This is a genomic window from Pseudomonas sp. BIGb0558 (genome assembly GCF_024807515.1).
Lineage (GTDB): Bacteria > Pseudomonadota > Gammaproteobacteria > Pseudomonadales > Pseudomonadaceae > Aquipseudomonas > Aquipseudomonas yamanorum_A.
On record NZ_JANUEW010000004.1, the window covers coordinates 154436 to 170143 of the forward strand.

Here is a 15708-nt window from a genome sequence, read left to right on the forward strand (position 1 = left end):
CCCTTTCACTCAATCGAAATCAGAAGATCGCGTAGGTGTAGCTGAAGATCACACGCGCCTGGTCGACCGCGCCAACATTGGGAATGCCGCTGCGGAAGCTGCCTTCACGCAGGGAGGTGCCAAACCCTTTCAACGGGCCGCTCTGCACGACGTAGTCGATGCGCATGTCACGTTCCCATTCGGAGTAGCGGGAACCACCGTCAGCCCCACGGATATTGTCGCCGTGCAGGTAAAGGGCCGATGCCGACAGACCCGGCACGCCCAGGGCTGCGAAGTCATAGGAGTACTGGGCAAAGTTGGTGTTTTCGCCAGCGCGGATGAACGAGTTGTCCATCACGTCGGTGATCAGGTAGACACTCGCGCCGCCGTTGCCTTCGCTGTTGCCGGCGCCGCCCAGTATGTTGCCCTGGTTGAGGTACACGGTACCGCCCGAATCGGACACCTGCTGGCGGCCGAGCATGAAGGCGTGGCCGCCCAGGTAGTAGGTGAACGCCGCACTCCAGGTGGTGTTATCCACTTTGCCCGGCTCGCTGGCATAACCGCCGTTATTGTTGAAGAGGTAACCGGCGGTGCCGTTTTTACCCTGGGATTTGCTGTTGAAGTAGCGCAGGTCAGTTTTAAAACGTGAGTTTTCACCCAGGGGCGTCGTGTTCAACAGGCCAAAAAAGTCCTGGGTGTAATAGTCCTTCAGGTCGGCACGGTAGTACTGCAGGGTTGTCGTGGGGGTGATTTTCCAGTCGGCGCCGGCATAGGTGAATGAGTTGCTGGCCTCGGTGCCACCCGCAATGGCCAAGCCGGTGGAGTTGGACGACGCCCGCCCGGTAGAGCGGCTGAGTTGGCCGGCATTGATCGTCAGGTTGTCGATGTCTTTGGAGGTCACCGTCACGCCGTCGAAGGTTTGCGGCAGCAGGCGGCCATCGTTGGCCACCAGGATTGGCAGGTTAGGCGACAGCGCGCTGCCGGCGTGGAACTCGGTCTTGGACACGCGCAGCTTGGCGTTGGCCCCAAGACGGCTCCAGTTGTCCACCGGCGTGCCGTCGGAATTGACCGGTGCGAGTGAGTTCGAGGTGCTGGCATTGGGGTGCTGGGTGCCACCGGAAAGGTTGAACGCTTGCAGCGCTTGAACGTCGAGACCGAAACCGACGGTACCTTGGGTAAACCCGGACAGATAGTCGAGCTTGAAGCCCTGGGTCAGTTCGTTCTGGTCAACCCCTGGTGTGTTGGGGTTATCACTGCGAAGGTAGAAAGTGCGTGCGTTGACCGACGCAGTACTGTCGTCGATAAAGCCTGCAGCAAGCGCGTGTTGCGCCAGGATCGTGGTGGTGACTGCCAGTGCGAGGGTGGACCGTTTCATGTAAATGCTCCGATGGATTTGCCGATTTACAGGCATGGCTTCGCCCGACTTGTGGTTGAACAGTCGTGCGGGTTTGCGCCTTTCTGCGAGGCGTCAGTGGTTTTTCAGGGGGGTGAAACTAGATGGCATCTTCCAGCGCGTTAAGGTCGCGCCCCCGGGTTTCCGGAGCGACAAAGGTGGTCACGAAACCGATCCCTGCCATGGCGACAAAGTACGCGGCAATCGCCCACCAGTGACCGGTCCAGGTCAGCAGCGCGGCAGCCACCAGCGGCGCGGTACCACCCGAGAGGATCGAACCCAGCTCCTTGGCCAGGGCCAGTTTGGTGTAGCGGTTTTTTACGCCGAATATTTCAACGCTCCAGGCCGCCTGTACGCCAAAGATGCCGAGGGAGGCGAGGCCCATGCCGACCACGATGGTGGCCATGACAATGGCTGGGTCGCGAGAGTCGAGTAGCATGAATGCCGGGAACGCATACAGCATCAGCAGCCCGCAGAACCAACGGTAGGTAATGCGCCGGCCAAATCGGTCAGACAACCAGCCCGCCAGGGGGATAATCAAAAAGCCGAGTATCGACGCGATCAACACCGATTGGGTCGCGACGGACTTGTCCACCGCAAGCACCTTCACCACATAGCCGACGATAAACCCCTGGGCCAGGTAGGAAGGGCCGTTCTCGCCAATGCGCAAACCGACCATGGTGAGAAATGCCCGGCTGCCTTTCCAGAACCCAACAGGTTGTGCAGCGGTGGTGAGGGCGTTAGTGCGTTGGGCTTGCAGCTCGGCCTTTCGAAGTTCGAACACCGGTGTTTCCCGCAGGTTGCGACGTAGCCACAGGGCAGCCAGGGCAATCAGCGAGCTGCACAGAAACGGAATGCGCCACCCCCATTCCTGCAATTGCTGTTGGTCCATTTGCACCACGGCAAGCCAGACCAATGAAGCCAGCAACGTCCCGCTATTGGAGCCCAAGGCAATCACTGAAGACACCAGGCCCCGTTGCTTGGCAGGTGCAAACTCGCCCAGCATCACTGTGCCTGCAGCCAGTTCGGCGCCCGCACCAAAACCCTGGGTAAAACGCAGCAGGACCAGACATGCCGGCGCCCAGATACCGATCGATGCGTAGCTGGGGATCAAGCCGATCAAGGTGGTGGATGCGCCCATCAACACGACGGTAGAGACCATCACCACCTTGCGGCCCTTGCGATCACCCAGCCACCCGAAGAACAGCGCACCGATCGGCCGCGCCACAAACCCAACCGACCAGGTGGCGAAGGTGGAAAGCAACGCCATGGCCGGCGACACGTTCGGGAAAAACACCTCGCCGAAGATCAGGCCCGCCGCCAGGCCATACAGGGCAAAATCCGCGTACTCCATTGCCGTGCCCAGCCAACAGGCGAGGGTGGCGCGATACAACTCCCGGCGTCCTTGCGGGGTTACCAAGCTTTCATCCGCTGCGCCACTGGCCGTTAGGGCAGCGGGGTGGGCGGCACTTGCAACTGTCGACATCAAAAAACTCCTGATCCAAGGAAGGCCCGGACATGACCATTGAGGTGGTTGCTCTGCGTTCTACAGCTATCTACGCGCGTAGATAACTGACCTTGAAAATCGGCCCGGGGATAAACCCCAAAGGCCGATCATGAAAATCCATGGCCGGATCTTAGGCAGGGTTGTATTGCAGTCGAATGACAGATTTGTCGGCGGGGCCGAACAGGGCGTGGGACGGGGTCTTGAAAATCAGACCCCGGGTTTCGCTTAGCGTTACGTTGCAGAACGGCCTAGCCGCCGCCGACTGGTATTTCCTCACGTTCACTATCGAGCGGCCGCTCCACCTCCTGATGGTGCGTCGAACCAATAAACATATACATCGCCGGCACCATAAACAGCGTCAACACGGTACCGATCGACAACCCGGCGAAGATCACCAGGCCCATGTCATGCCGGCCCGCAGCCCCGGCGCCAGACGCCCACACCAAAGGCACCACCCCCAGCACCATCGCCGCCGTGGTCATCAGGATCGGCCGCAAACGCACGCCGGCCGCTTCTTCTATCGCCTCACGCTTGCTGTGGCCCGCGCGCTGCAATTCATTGGCGAACTGCACGATCAGAATCCCGTGCTTGGTGATTAACCCCAGCAACGTCACCAGGCCTACCTGGGTGTACACGTTGATGGACGCAAACCCCATGGTGATAAAGGCCAGTGCGCCAAAGAGCGCAGGGGGCACGGAGAACAGGATCACCACCGGGTCGCGGAAGCTCTCGAACTGGAAGGCCAGAGCCAGGTACACGATCAGGATCGAGAACATCAGCAACCCGAAGAACCCGCCGGATTCCTGCATGAACTGGCGCGACTCGCCAGAGAAGTCCGAGGTGTAGCCGGAGGGTGCGATGTTGGTCAGGATCGTGTTGAGTTTCGCCAGCAACTCACCCTGGGCCACGCCACTGACGCCCGACAGGGTCGCCGAGTTGAGTTGCTGGAAGTGGTTGATGGACTCGGGCTGGGTCGAGGTCTCGATATGCGCCACGGTGCGCGCCTGGATCATGCTGCCGGACGGCGTGCGAATGTAGTAATCGAGGATCTGGTCGGGGTTGAGCCGGTCAACCTGCAGCACCTGGGGAATCACTTTGTAGGAGCGCCCGGCGGTGGAGAAGTAGTTCACATAGTTGCCACCCAGTGCAGCGGACAGCGCCGCGCCGACGTCAGCCTGGGTCATGCCCAGTGCGGCGATTTTTTCCCGGTCGACCACCAGCCTGGCTTGGGGCTTGTCGAGTTTCAGGTCCATGTCGGAGAAATAGAACAGCTGTTGTTTCTGTGCCTCGGCCACCACCGCCTGGGCGACTTCGTTGAGGTTTTCCACCGAGTCGGTGGTGGTGATCACAAACTGCACCGGCAAGCCCTGGGCGCCTGGGAGCGACGGCAGCGGGAACGCCGCGATGGTAGCGCCCGGCACCTGGTTCCATTTTTGCTGGAGGTCCAATATCAGTTGAGCCTGTGAGCGCGAGCGGTCGCCCCAGTTCTTGAGCAGCACACCACCCAGTCCCTGGTTGAGGATCGGCAGCCCGGTGAGCTGGAACATCTGCGCGTATTCAGGCTCTTTGTTGGCGATCTGGAAGGCCTGGTCGGCAATGCGCTCCATCTGCTGGGGCGAGGCGGTCGGCGGGCCCTTGATCTGCATGAACACCAGGCCCTGGTCCTCGGTGGGCGACAGTTCGCTCTTGGCGGTCATGCCACTGGCGGCCACCAGCAAAAACAGCAAGAAGCCAAACGTCACCAGCACCGGCCACACGTTCAGCCCGCCTGAAAGTACGCGGTGGTAACGCCCCCGCAACCAGTCAAAGTACTGGTCGAGCTTGCGGGCGAAGCGACCTTCTTCCTGCCCGGACTTGAACAGTCGCGAAGTCATCATCGGCGACAGCGTCAACGCCACCACGGCCGACACGGTCACCGCACCGGCCAGGGAGAAACAGAACTCCTTGAACAGCGCCCCGGTCAGCCCGCTGCGCAGGCCAATGGGCACGTAGGCGGCAATCAGCACCACGGTCATCGCGACGATCGGGCCACCCAGTTCCCGCGCCGCCACCAGCGCGGCCTCCAGCACACCTTTGCCTTCTTCCTTGATATGCCGGTCGACGTTTTCCACCACGATAATCGCGTCGTCCACCACCAGGCCGATCGCCAAAACCAGGGCGAGCAGGGTCAGCAGGTTAATCGAGTACCCCAGCAGGTACATGATGAAGAACGTCCCCACCAGCGACAGCGGGATCGCCACCAGCGGCACGATCACCGCGCGGAACGAGCCGAGGAACAGGTAGATCACTACAGACACGATGATCATCGCCTCCACCAGGGTTTTCACCACCTCATAAATCGAGGTGTTGATGAACGCCGTGGAGTCGTACACGATCTCGCCGCGCACCCCGGTAGGCAATTGGGATTGCAGCTCGGGGAAGGCCTCGCGCACGCTGTCGGCGACGGTCAGGATGTTGGCGTTGGGCGCGGTCTTGATGCCGATGAACACCGAACGCTTGCCGGAAAACGCCACGCTGCTGTCGTAGCTCTCGGCGCCGAGGGTGACGGTGGCCACATCCTCCAGGTACACCAGGGCATCGCCTTTTTGCTTGACCACCAACCGCTTGAATTCATCCACGGTGTGCAAGTCGGTCCCGGCGGTCAGGTCGACCGTCACCGTTTGCCCGCGGGTGGAACCGACGGCAGACAGGTAGTTGTTGTTGGCCAGGGCAGTGGACACGTCCTGGGCCGTCACGTTGTGCGCCGCCAGCTTGTTCGGGTCCATCCAGGCCCGCAGGGCGAACTGACGCCCGCCGAGGATTTCAGCGGTTTGCACACCCTGGATCGAATCCAGCTTGGGCTTGACCACCCGCACCAGGTAATCGGTGATGTTGTTGGTGGGCAGGGTGTCGCTGTAGAAGCCCAGGTACATGGCGTCTGTGGTCTGCCCGACCGCCACCGTCAGCACCGGCTCCTGGGACTGGGCCGGCAATTGGTTCTTGACCGAGTTGACCTGGGTATTGATCTCGGTGAGTGCCTTGCTGGCCTCGTAGTTCAGCCGCAGCGTGGCGGTAATCGTCGACACGCCGGTGATGCTCGTCGACGACAGGTAGTCGATGCCCTGGGCCTGGGCAATAGCCGACTCAAGGGGCTGGGTGATAAAGCCGGCCACCGTCGACGCGTCAGCGCCGTAGTAAGCGGTGGTAATCGTGACCACCGTATTTTCGGTGCGCGGCCATTGGTTCACCGGCAGTTCGAAGATCGAGCGCAGCCCCAGGATCAGGATGAACAGCGAGACGACAATGGCCCAGACCGGTCGCTGAATAAAGGTATCGGTAAATTTCATGGGACACCTTTAGTGTTCTTGGGGAGTCGGCGCCGGGTCGTTCAGCGGCGCGGCGCTGTTATCGACTTTCACCGGCGAGCCATTCTTGAGCTTCATCTGGCCGCTGGTGATCAGCAGGTCGCCTTCCTTCACGCCCGACAGAATGGCGACTTGGTCGCCCCGGGTTGGCCCGGTCTTGATGAAGGTCTGTTGCGCCGTGAGCACTTCCTCGCCTTTGTCGTTCTTGCTGGAGGTGGCGATGAACACCGTGGTGCCGTAAGGGTTGTAGGTGACCGACGTCTGCGGAACGGTGAGGTAGCGTTGGGTCGCGCCGGAGGTGACCACGGCGCGGGCAAACATCCCGGGCACCAGGCTTTGTTTGGGGTTGTCGACGGTGGCTTCTACAGTGACGTTGCGCGTGGTCGAGTCGAACTGGGTGTCGATGGTGCTGACCTTGCCCGTGAAGGTTTGATTGGAGAGGCCGTCGGCCGTCACCGACACCCCTTGGCCGATGGCGATGGCTTCCAGTTGGGTCTGGGGCACGGTGAAGTCGATGTAGATCGGATCAAAGGTCTGCAACGTAGCGATCTTGTCGCCGGGGTTGAGGTATTGCCCGGGGTTGACGCTGGTGATCCCGATGCGCCCGGCAAACGGTGCGCGAATGGTTTTTTTCGCCACCAGCGCCCGCTGTTGTTCGGCGGCGGCGAGCTTGGCTTTCAGGTCGGCGGTGTCGGTGTCGACTTGGGCCTGGGAGATGGCGTTGACCGCCAGCTGGGCCTTGTCACGCTTGAGGACGATCACCGCCAGGTCGGCCGTGGCTTCAAGGGAATGCAGTTGCGCGATGTCCGAGTCGGCGTTCAGTTGCACCAGCAGCGCCTGGGCCGCCACTTGCTGCCCGGGCGTGAAGCCGAGGGTGCGCACGATGCCGCCCACCTCGGTGGTCACATCCACCCCGCGGACAGCCTTCATCGAACCCACGGCGGTGACATTGGGTTGCCAATCGCTGAAGGGAACTTTCATGGCCGTGACCACTGCAGCGGGCAGGGGCTGCTTGGACTGGGCAATCAACGCCGAAATCTGCACGAACTTCACCCCGGCGATGATCGCGACAATCACCAGCACCACCACGATCATGATGATCATCGGCCGCCACAGTCGACGCTTGCGCGGTGCGCCGGGCTCGGGGGGCAGGGGAGAGGCAGTAATGACGTCAGCCATGGGTGTTCTCACTGTTTCAATGATTCAGTTCAGTCGAACCGTGCCGAATCGGCAGGCGCTGCCTTGTTCTTGGCCGGCATGATCTCGTTCCACGACGGCAAGCCGAAGCGATCCGGTTTGCCCTTGGTGGCGGGGTCTACATCTGTTCGGTTCCACCAACCGCCACCCAGTGCCTGGAAGAGCGCAGTGGTATCGCTGTAGCGCGAGGCCTGCGCCTTGACGCGGGACAATACGGTGTTCTGGTAGGTTTGCTGGGCCGTCAGCAGGTTGATGTACGCCACGGCGCCGAGCTTGAACTGCGCCTGCACCAGGTCCAGGTTGGCTTGCGCGGAACGCTCGGCTACCACTTGCTGGTTCAGCGCGTCAGCATCGGCCTCCAGCGCCCGCAGGGCGTTGGCCACGTCCTGGAACGCACCAATCACGGTGCCACGGTAGCGGGCCGCCGACTCGTCGTAGGCTGCCACGGCGGCACGCTTGCGATGTTCGAGGGCACCGGCATCAAAGATCGGTTGGGTGATCGATCCGGCCAGGCTCCACACGCCACTGCCCGCCGAAAACAGCTTGGTCCCGCTGGCCACCGTGGAGCCCACGGACCCGGTGATGCTGAACTGCGGCAACTGATTGGCCACGGCCACGCCGATGTTGGCGCTGGCCTGGTGCAGTTGCGCCTGGGCGGAGCGCACATCGGGCCGCTGGCCGACGATGGCCGAGGGCAGGCTGACCGGCAGTTCTTCCGGCAAGTGCAGGGAGGCCAGGTTGAAGCGCTCGTCGCGGTCCTGGTTGGGAAACCGGCCGAGGTAGGCCATCAACTGGTTGCGGGTCTGCGCCAATTGCTTCTGCAGGGGCGGCAAGCTGGCACGGGTTTGCGCCAGTGCGGTCTGCTGCGTCAGGACGTCGCTATCACCGATGGCACCCAGCCGCCGCTGCGCCTGCAGCACGTCGAGCTGGTCACTCTGGAGCCGGACGATTGCCTCGGTTGAGGCGATTTGATCACGTATCGACGCCAGGCTGACCGCAGTATTGACCAGATTGGAGGTCAGGGTGAGGTACGTCGCCTCCAGCTGGAAGCGTTCGTACTCGGCCTGGGCGGACGTGGATTCGATTTGCCGGCGCGTGCCGCCGAACACGTCCGGGGCATAGGAAACGCTCAACGATGCCGAACTCACCGTGAGAATCGGCGACTCCGGCAGGCCCGAGGTGACGCCCGATACTTTCTCCCGGGCTTTTTGCACATTGCCGCTTACGGAAGGAAACAACGACGCCTGGTCGGCATAGACCAGCTCGTTGGCCTGGCGCAAAGCGGCTTGAGCGGCCGTCACATCCGGGTTGGCGCGCAAGGCTTCTTCCACCAGCGCATTAAGGTCCGGCGAGCGGAACAGGGTCCACCATTGTCCGGGAATATCCATCCCGGCGATCAGCCGCTGCGCTGCGCCGCCGGCGTCGATATCGGCCTTGGCGGTAGCTGTGAGTTTTTCCCGTGAATAATCGGCATTCGCCGGCACTTCGGGCCGCGCGAAATCCGGCCCGACAGTGCAGCCGGCGAGGGCGATGCACAGCAGGCTCAAGGGAGCCAGGAGGTGTGGTTGTCGAAAAAGGGCGCGAGTCAGCGCCACTTGTTGCGGTCCCGATGCAAGCTGCCGAGGCTGCTCTTTCATATTTACTCTGATTAATCAGTTGGTTAACTGTTTTCTGTAGTGAGCAATAAATGCGGGTGCATCGGGCCGGGGCGCTGGACAATGGCTCGAGATTAGCCGAATTCAGATCAGTGTAGGTGGTGCGGCCGGGTACGCAATGTCAGCGCACGCGGATCTTCAATCAAAATGCATTTGGCGCATTAATATCGAATTACGTTATGCATTATAAGTATTTTACAGGCAACCTTTTGCCCCTCATGGTAGGCCTCCCTACGAATACTGCCGAGACCGCGCGCGCGGATCGACTTGAAATGCCTGAGCAGGCATCTGGAGCGAACGTGCGTTATCTGACAAAACTGGCGGCCGGGTTGGCCGCCTTGCTGTGCCTCACTGCGAACGCGCAAACGCTGGTGGTGGGTGACCAAAGTTACAACGCCCAGGCCGTGATGGAAGCGGCGGGGGTGCTGGATGATGTGCCCTATACCCTTGAATGGAAGCAATTCACTGCGGGATCACCGGTCGCCGAGGCGCTCAACACCAACAGCCTGGACATCGGCCTGCTCGGCGATGCGCCCGTGCTGTTCCTCGGTGCACTGGGCGCGCCGATCAAGGTAATCGCCATCAGCCGGCAAAATCTCGACGGCGTGGCCATCCTGGTGAAAAAGGATTCGTCGATCCACAGCCTTGCCGACCTGAAAGGCAAGCGCGCCGCCATCTGGAAAGGCTCCTGGAGCCAGCAGTTGCTGCTGACTGCACTGGATAAAGCCGGCGTGCCAAAGGACTCACTGGAACTGCGCTACCTCAGCGCGCTGGACGCTTCCCATGCGTTGGAGGGCGGCTCAGTTGACGTCATCGCCACCTGGGAACCCTACGTCACCCAACAGGAACGCCAGGGCGCGCGGGTTCTGGCGACGGCTGACGGATTGATCCCGGCCCAGAGCTTTGTTGCTGCCAGCACCAAGGCCGTCGATACCAAGCGTGCGCAAATAAGCGATTTTCTTCAACGCCTGAAAAAAGCCCGTGACTGGACTCGCCAAAGCCCGGCCAACGCCGACGCCTACGCGGATGCCTGGGCCAAACGCACCCGGGCAGACGCCGATATAGCCCGCGCCTGGTTCGCCCGGGCACGCACCACGGTGGAGCCGGTGACCGCCCAATCGCCTGTGGAAGCGCAAAAGACCGTGGACTTTTTCGCAAGCCAGGGACTGGTCAAGTCTTACCCGGCAGCCAAGCTGTTCGACGATTCCTTCGCCGCAGCCTTGCAGCCCGCCGTCGCCAAAACCCAGCCCTGAACGCCTCAAGGAATACGTTAGACATGACCAAACGACAGCTCAAACTTGGCGCCTTGACCATGGGCTGTGGCGGGCCCGGTCGCCACAATCTATGGCTTGATCCCGAACTGCCAGCCGATGCCAGCGTCAACGTCGACTGGTACATCGACATCGCACGCCAGGCCGAGGCGGCACTGTTCGACTTGATGTTTATCGTCGACAGCCAGTTCATCACCCCGGGTTCGCCATCCCATTACCTCAATCGCCTTGAACCGCTCACGCTGCTCTCGGCACTGGCCGTAAGCACCCGGCATCTGGGCCTGGTTGGCACGCTGACGACCTCCTACAACTCGCCATATAACGTCGCACGGCGCCTGGCTTCGCTCGACCTGATCAGCAAAGGCCGCGCAGGCTGGAACGTGGTGACCAGCGGAGACGCCGGCACCGCCGGCAACTACAGCCGCGACGAACACTACGACTACGACACCCGCTATGGCCGGGCCGCCGAACACGTCCAAGTGGTGCAGGGCCTGTGGAACTCCTATGAGGAAGACGCATTTGTGCGCGACACGACTACGGGCCAGTTCCTCGACCCGAGCAAATTGCATAGCCTGAATCACAAGGGCGAGCACTTTTCCGTGGTCGGCCCGCTGAATATCCAACGCTCACCCCAAGGCCAACCGGTGATCTTCCAGGCCGGTGATTCGGAGCAAGGCCGCGACCTGGGCGCCGCCACCGCCGATGTCATCTTCACCCACGCCGCCAGCATCGAGCAGGGCCAGGCGTTTTACCGGGACATAAAGGGCAGGGCACAGCGACATGGCCGTGATCCCGGGCAATTGCTGGTGATGCCCGGCGCTGAAATCTATGTGGGTGATACTGATGAGCATGCCCGGGAAATCGAGCAGCACTACCATCAGGCCGACCATAGTTTTGAGCTGGCACTGAAGGAGTTCGGCCGCAATTTCGGCTGGCATGATTTCAGTCAGTACGACCTGGATGCGCCGTTCCCACAGGAGAGTCTGGAGGCCGCGCGCAGCAGCTTCTTTACCAATGCCAAGCGCATTGCCGATCAGGCGCGGGAGAAAGGTTTTACGTTGCGCCAGGCGGTGGAGTTTGGTCGGCAACTGCGGCCGGGGGCGTTTGTGGGATCGGCGGCGACGGTCGCCCGAAAGATGGCGGACTGGTTTGAAGCGCGGGCGGTGGATGGCTTCAACATCTATATCGGGCATCCTCAGCAGTTCAAGCGGTTTACCCAGGAAGTCATCCCATTGTTGCAGGAACACGGCGTGTATCGCACGGCGTATGAAGGGACGACGCTTCGGGAAAGCCTGGGGTTGGAGATTCCACGATTTGCTCGCGGCAGGAGTGTCTGATTCAAAAAGAAGCTGTTCAGGTTAATAAACCGGTTGGCAGGGGATTTTTTTAGACATACTGAGGGTTCTAACCACTCATTTGTCCCGAGGCTGTCCTGATGCCATCCGAACCTGCCAGCGGGCCTTTCAATCAGGACGACCGTTATCGGCTGCTCGTCGACGCAGTGGTCGACTACGCCATCTATATGCTTGATACGAACGGGTTGATTTGCAGCTGGAACTCGGGCGCGAAGAAGATCAAGCAGTACGAACAAAGCGAAGTGCTGGGCAAGCATTTTTCGCTGTTCTACACCCCGCAAGACCTGGCCTCGGATCTGCCGGGCCGCGCCCTCAAGAGCGCCGAACAGTCAGGCCGCTTCGAGGGCGAAGGCTGGCGCCTAAGGAAAGATGGCACGCGCCTATGGGCGTTGGTCATTATCGACCCGATACGCGCCGACGATGGCACGCTGATCGGCTTCGCAAAAGTCACACGGGACCTGACCGAGCGCAAGGCAGCGGAGCAGGCCCTGCGCCAGAGTGAGCAGCAATTCAGCCTGCTGGTACAAGGCGTGACCGACTACGCGCTCTATATGCTGGACCCCCACGGCGTGATCACCACCTGGAACGCCGGTGCCCAGCGCATCAAGGGTTATGAGCCGGCAGAAGTCATCGGCAAACATTACTCCATGTTTTTCCAGCGTGAAGACGTCGACAACAACGTCCCGCAGCGCGCCCTCGAAACGGTTGTGCGCGAAGGTCGCTACGAAGGGCAAGGCCGGCGTCTGCGCAAGGACGGCACGGGATTTGTGGCTCATGTGGTGATCGACCCGATCAAGAATGAGCTAGGCGAGCTGGTGGGTTTCGCGAAGATCACACAGGACGTGACCGAGAGTGTTCAGGCCCAACAGGAGATCAAGGAAACCCGCGAGGCTTTGTTCCAGTCCCAGAAAATGGAATCCCTGGGCCAGCTTACCGGCGGTATCGCCCATGACTTCAACAACCTGCTCATGGTGATCCTTGGCTGCCTTGAACTGGCCAAGAAGCGCGTTCCACAAGACTCGAAAATCTATTCCCTGTTGAATAACGCGATCGCTGGTGCCGAACGGGGCGCGACGCTTACCCAGCGAATGCTGGCCTTTGCCCGTCGCCAGGAACTGGATCCGCAGCCTGTGGATGTGGGTGGCCTGATCAGAAACATGTCTGATCTGCTGTCCCGGATTTTAGGGGCTGGCATCAGCGTAGACACACAGTTCCCGCTGATCTTGCGGCCGGTATTGGTCGACATGAGCCAACTGGAAATGGCCTTGATGAACCTGGTCATCAACGCCCGGGACGCAATGGAAGGTCGAGGACGGATTCTGATTTCGGCGAGGGAAGATTCGTTTCCCGGCAGGCCGAATGAATCCGAAAGGTTGATTTGCATCTCTGTCGTCGACACCGGCCCCGGGATGAATGACGCGACCCTGCAAAGGGCCATGGAGCCGTTTTTCACCACCAAAGGCGCGGGAAAAGGCACCGGGCTTGGCCTTTCGATGGTGCACGGCCTGGCGGCACAATCACAGGGCCACTTTGTGTTGAAAAGCACGGAGGGAGAGGGCACAACCGCAGAGCTTTGGTTACCGGTGGCGGTGATGGAGACCACGCAGTCGCCAGCGCAGGCATCAATAGCAAACACGCCAGACGTCGCCCATCAGCGAAGCCTCGACATTCTGCTGGTAGACGATGACCCTCTGGTGCTCATCAGCACCGGGGCGATGCTTGAAGACCTGGGCCATCATGTCGTGTTGGCGGCAGACGGCCAGGCGGCGCTGTCTTTCCTGGCCCAAGGCAAGCGTTTTGACCTGGTGGTCACCGACATGGCAATGCCGGACATGACCGGGATTGAACTCGCCGGCAATATCGAATCGCTGTTTCCCACACTTCCTATCATCCTTTCGTCAGGATTTTCCGAGATTACCCTGGATATCAAAACCACATTGACGCGACTTCCCAAACCATTTGACCAAGCTGCATTGGCGAAGGTAATCGCCGAAACCCTGCGCACCCGGATTGAAAAGCCGTGTTGAGCCAGGCGGTTGATCGTCCGCTGTTTGTTTCCCTCGATGGGCCCAAGGGCACCGGCAAAACCACACTGCTGGAAGCCGTTACGAAAATACTGAGGGCGGGCAATAAAAAGGTGATCCGGCTGTGCGAAAGAAAAAGCGATCCCTACCGAAGTGAAACAATGGTGCTCGTTAACCAGCTTGCCAGAAGTCCGAGTCGGGATTTGGAGTGGGAAGTGTGTGAGCGCTTCGCGGACAGCCGTGCGTGGATTTCCCGGCATGTGCTGGCTGAACAGCCGCCGGGCAGTATCGTCTTGATTGATCGCTGGTATCCGTCTGATGCCGCGTTTCGCCGCACCGTCCCGATGGAAGAGATCCTGCGGCTGAACATTGACCGAAACGTGCAAGTGCCGGACCTGCATGTAGGGGTTGTCACCGCGCCTGAAGTTTCATGGGCAAGGGCTGCTGCGCGCCGGCGTGGGCTGAGTAGCACGGTGATGCATAAGCTGGACGAACATGTCGCCAGTACCCAGGCGTTCGAACGAGCGGTTGCAGATCACGGTTGGGTCTTATGCCGGAATGAAGGAACGATTGAGGGGGCGACGTTGCAGGTGGTTTCCGAGATTTATAAAGTCCTGGGATGACAGATGGGTCACTGGGCTGCCATAGCCTGGTACGTGATTTAACATAATATATATTATGCGTAATCATATGATTCGCTATCAGGGGCAGTGCCAGTCAGATTTCAACTGGCAAAACCCCTCTGGTGATCAAACCTGAGCAAACCCACCATCGACGAACATTTCGCTACCCGTCATAAAGCTGCTCTCGTCCGATGCCAGGAACAACGCGGCTGCAGCAACTTCTTCAGCCTTGCCGATACGCCCCAGAGGAAGCTGCGCCGTCATGTCATCGATGATTGCATCCTTCTGACCTGTCGCCGAAAGCGCCAGGTCCAGCCCTGGTGTCGAGATCGGCCCGGGCGACAGCACGTTGATGCGTATCCCCGTGCCTTTGAGATCCAGCGCCCAGCTCCTGGCGAAATTACGCAGCGCCGCCTTTGTGGCGCTGTACACGCTGAATGCCGGTGTGCCCATGGTGCCCGTCGTCGAGCCCGTCAGGATAACCGAGCCGCCTGCGTGCATCAGTGGCAAGGCTTTTTGTACGGTGAATAACGTGCCTTTGACGTTGATGCCAAAGGTGCGGTCAAACGACGCTTCGGTGATCGATCCGATCGGCTCGAAATCTCCCAGCCCTGCGTTGGCGAACAAGATGTCGATACGACCTTTATCCGCTTTGACTTGCGCGTAGATTCGGTCAAGGTCATCCAGGTTTGAAATGTCACCCTGAATGGCTACGGTTCCAGCGCCAATGATCTGCAGCGCTTTATCCAGTTCCTCTTGCCGACGCCCCACGATAACGACTTGCGCGCCTTCTGCAGCAAAACGTATGGCAGTGGCCAAGCCGATACCGCTGTTGCCGCCGGTGATCAGTGCAATTTTTCCGTTGAGCCTGCTCATGTTGGTTTCCCAAAAAAGTTGAGGCCCAACTGTAGATCCGCGCATTCTATTTGAATAGTATGCACCTTTTGGTAAGTACCCAATTCAGTGAGTGACGTCATGGCGAACAACACCTTCAATTGCGGACTCGATGCTGCCCTGGCAGTGATTGGCGGGAAATGGAAACCACTGGTCCTTTACCATCTGGCGCAGGACGTTCATCGATACGGCGAGCTGCGGCGCGCGATTGGTGGCGTGACCGACAAGGTGCTGATCCAGCAATTGAAGGAGCTGGAACGCGATGAAATCATCGCTCGTATCGACTACAAGGAAATCCCGCCGAAGGTGGAATACTCCCTGACCCCGTTCGGGCACTCGCTGGCCAAGGCGTTGGGGGCGTTGTGCCAATGGGGCACCGAGCACATGCAGACGGTTGAACGCATCAGTGAGGCCCGTACAAGCGCCCTCACCCAGCCTTAAGCTCACCCAAATACCCAACTCAACT

11 protein-coding genes are annotated in these 15708 nt (G+C 60.3%); 5 read left to right on the forward strand and 6 right to left on the reverse strand.

The window, feature by feature from the left end; all coding sequences use genetic code 11:
• Nucleotides 1-19: 19 nt before the first annotated feature.
• The 5 genes from M2400_RS08475 to M2400_RS08495 form a co-directional block, all read right to left on the reverse strand.
• Nucleotides 20-1354, reverse strand: a complete 1335-nt coding sequence (locus M2400_RS08475) for an OprD family outer membrane porin (protein ID WP_177114026.1) — start codon at nt 1352-1354, stop codon at nt 20-22.
• Nucleotides 1355-1472: 118 nt separating this feature from the next.
• Nucleotides 1473-2858: an MFS transporter gene (locus tag M2400_RS08480; RefSeq protein ID WP_259195705.1), complete on the reverse strand. Its 1386-nt coding sequence runs from the start codon at nt 2856-2858 to the stop codon at nt 1473-1475.
• 269 nt (nt 2859-3127) lie between these two features.
• Complete coding sequence (locus tag M2400_RS08485) at nt 3128-6205, reverse strand: efflux RND transporter permease subunit (protein WP_259195704.1); 3078 nt, start codon at nt 6203-6205, stop codon at nt 3128-3130.
• A 9-nt stretch (nt 6206-6214) separates the two neighbouring features.
• A complete protein-coding gene (locus tag M2400_RS08490) occupies nt 6215-7402 on the reverse strand; it encodes an efflux RND transporter periplasmic adaptor subunit (RefSeq protein WP_256348429.1) in 1188 nt (395 codons plus the stop codon).
• A gap of 29 nt (nt 7403-7431) precedes the next feature.
• Complete coding sequence (locus M2400_RS08495; RefSeq protein ID WP_259195703.1) at nt 7432-8967, reverse strand: efflux transporter outer membrane subunit; 1536 nt, start codon at nt 8965-8967, stop codon at nt 7432-7434.
• Nucleotides 8968-9374: 407 nt separating this feature from the next.
• Between M2400_RS08495 and M2400_RS08500 the strand changes: the two genes are divergently transcribed.
• The 4 genes from M2400_RS08500 to M2400_RS08515 all read left to right on the forward strand — a co-directional run bounded on the left by M2400_RS08500 (nt 9375) and on the right by M2400_RS08515 (nt 14348).
• The gene (locus M2400_RS08500) at nt 9375-10328 is read left to right on the forward strand and encodes an ABC transporter substrate-binding protein (RefSeq protein WP_177130492.1); all 954 of its coding nucleotides are present in this window, start codon (nt 9375-9377) and stop codon (nt 10326-10328) included.
• Nucleotides 10329-10351: 23 nt separating this feature from the next.
• Entirely contained in the window at nt 10352-11683 is a 1332-nt protein-coding gene (locus M2400_RS08505; protein WP_259195699.1) for an LLM class flavin-dependent oxidoreductase, read from the forward strand.
• Nucleotides 11684-11781: 98 nt separating this feature from the next.
• Nucleotides 11782-13728, forward strand: coding sequence for a PAS domain-containing sensor histidine kinase (locus M2400_RS08510; protein WP_259195698.1), 1947 nt, complete (start codon nt 11782-11784; stop codon nt 13726-13728).
• Nucleotides 13722-14348, forward strand: a complete 627-nt coding sequence (locus M2400_RS08515) for a dTMP kinase (protein WP_259195697.1) — start codon at nt 13722-13724, stop codon at nt 14346-14348. The genes M2400_RS08510 and M2400_RS08515 overlap by 7 nt, the downstream gene beginning before the upstream one ends.
• A 126-nt stretch (nt 14349-14474) precedes the next feature.
• On the opposite strand, the gene M2400_RS08520 is transcribed toward M2400_RS08515, so the two are convergent.
• Nucleotides 14475-15224 (reverse strand): SDR family oxidoreductase, encoded by a 750-nt coding sequence (locus tag M2400_RS08520; protein WP_177077769.1) that lies wholly within the window; start codon nt 15222-15224, stop codon nt 14475-14477.
• Nucleotides 15225-15323: 99 nt separating this feature from the next.
• On the opposite strand from M2400_RS08520, the gene M2400_RS08525 reads away from it, so the two are divergent.
• Complete coding sequence (locus M2400_RS08525; RefSeq protein ID WP_259195696.1) at nt 15324-15683, forward strand: helix-turn-helix domain-containing protein; 360 nt, start codon at nt 15324-15326, stop codon at nt 15681-15683.
• The last annotated feature ends 25 nt before the right edge of the window (nt 15684-15708 follow it).

Excerpts from the sequence above, each read along its gene's own strand:
- M2400_RS08475 (WP_177114026.1), bottom strand. The coding sequence starts at position 1,354 with ATGAAACGGTCCACCCTCGCACTGGCAGTCACCACCACGATCCTGGCG.
- M2400_RS08480 (WP_259195705.1), bottom strand. The coding sequence starts at position 2,858 with ATGTCGACAGTTGCAAGTGCCGCCCACCCCGCTGCCCTAACGGCCAGT.
- M2400_RS08485 (WP_259195704.1), bottom strand. The coding sequence starts at position 6,205 with ATGAAATTTACCGATACCTTTATTCAGCGACCGGTCTGGGCCATTGTC.
- M2400_RS08490 (WP_256348429.1), bottom strand. The coding sequence starts at position 7,402 with ATGGCTGACGTCATTACTGCCTCTCCCCTGCCCCCCGAGCCCGGCGCA.
- M2400_RS08505 (WP_259195699.1), top strand. The coding sequence starts at position 10,352 with ATGACCAAACGACAGCTCAAACTTGGCGCCTTGACCATGGGCTGTGGC.
- M2400_RS08510 (WP_259195698.1), top strand. The coding sequence starts at position 11,782 with ATGCCATCCGAACCTGCCAGCGGGCCTTTCAATCAGGACGACCGTTAT.
- M2400_RS08520 (WP_177077769.1), bottom strand. The coding sequence starts at position 15,224 with ATGAGCAGGCTCAACGGAAAAATTGCACTGATCACCGGCGGCAACAGC.
- M2400_RS08525 (WP_259195696.1), top strand. The coding sequence starts at position 15,324 with ATGGCGAACAACACCTTCAATTGCGGACTCGATGCTGCCCTGGCAGTG.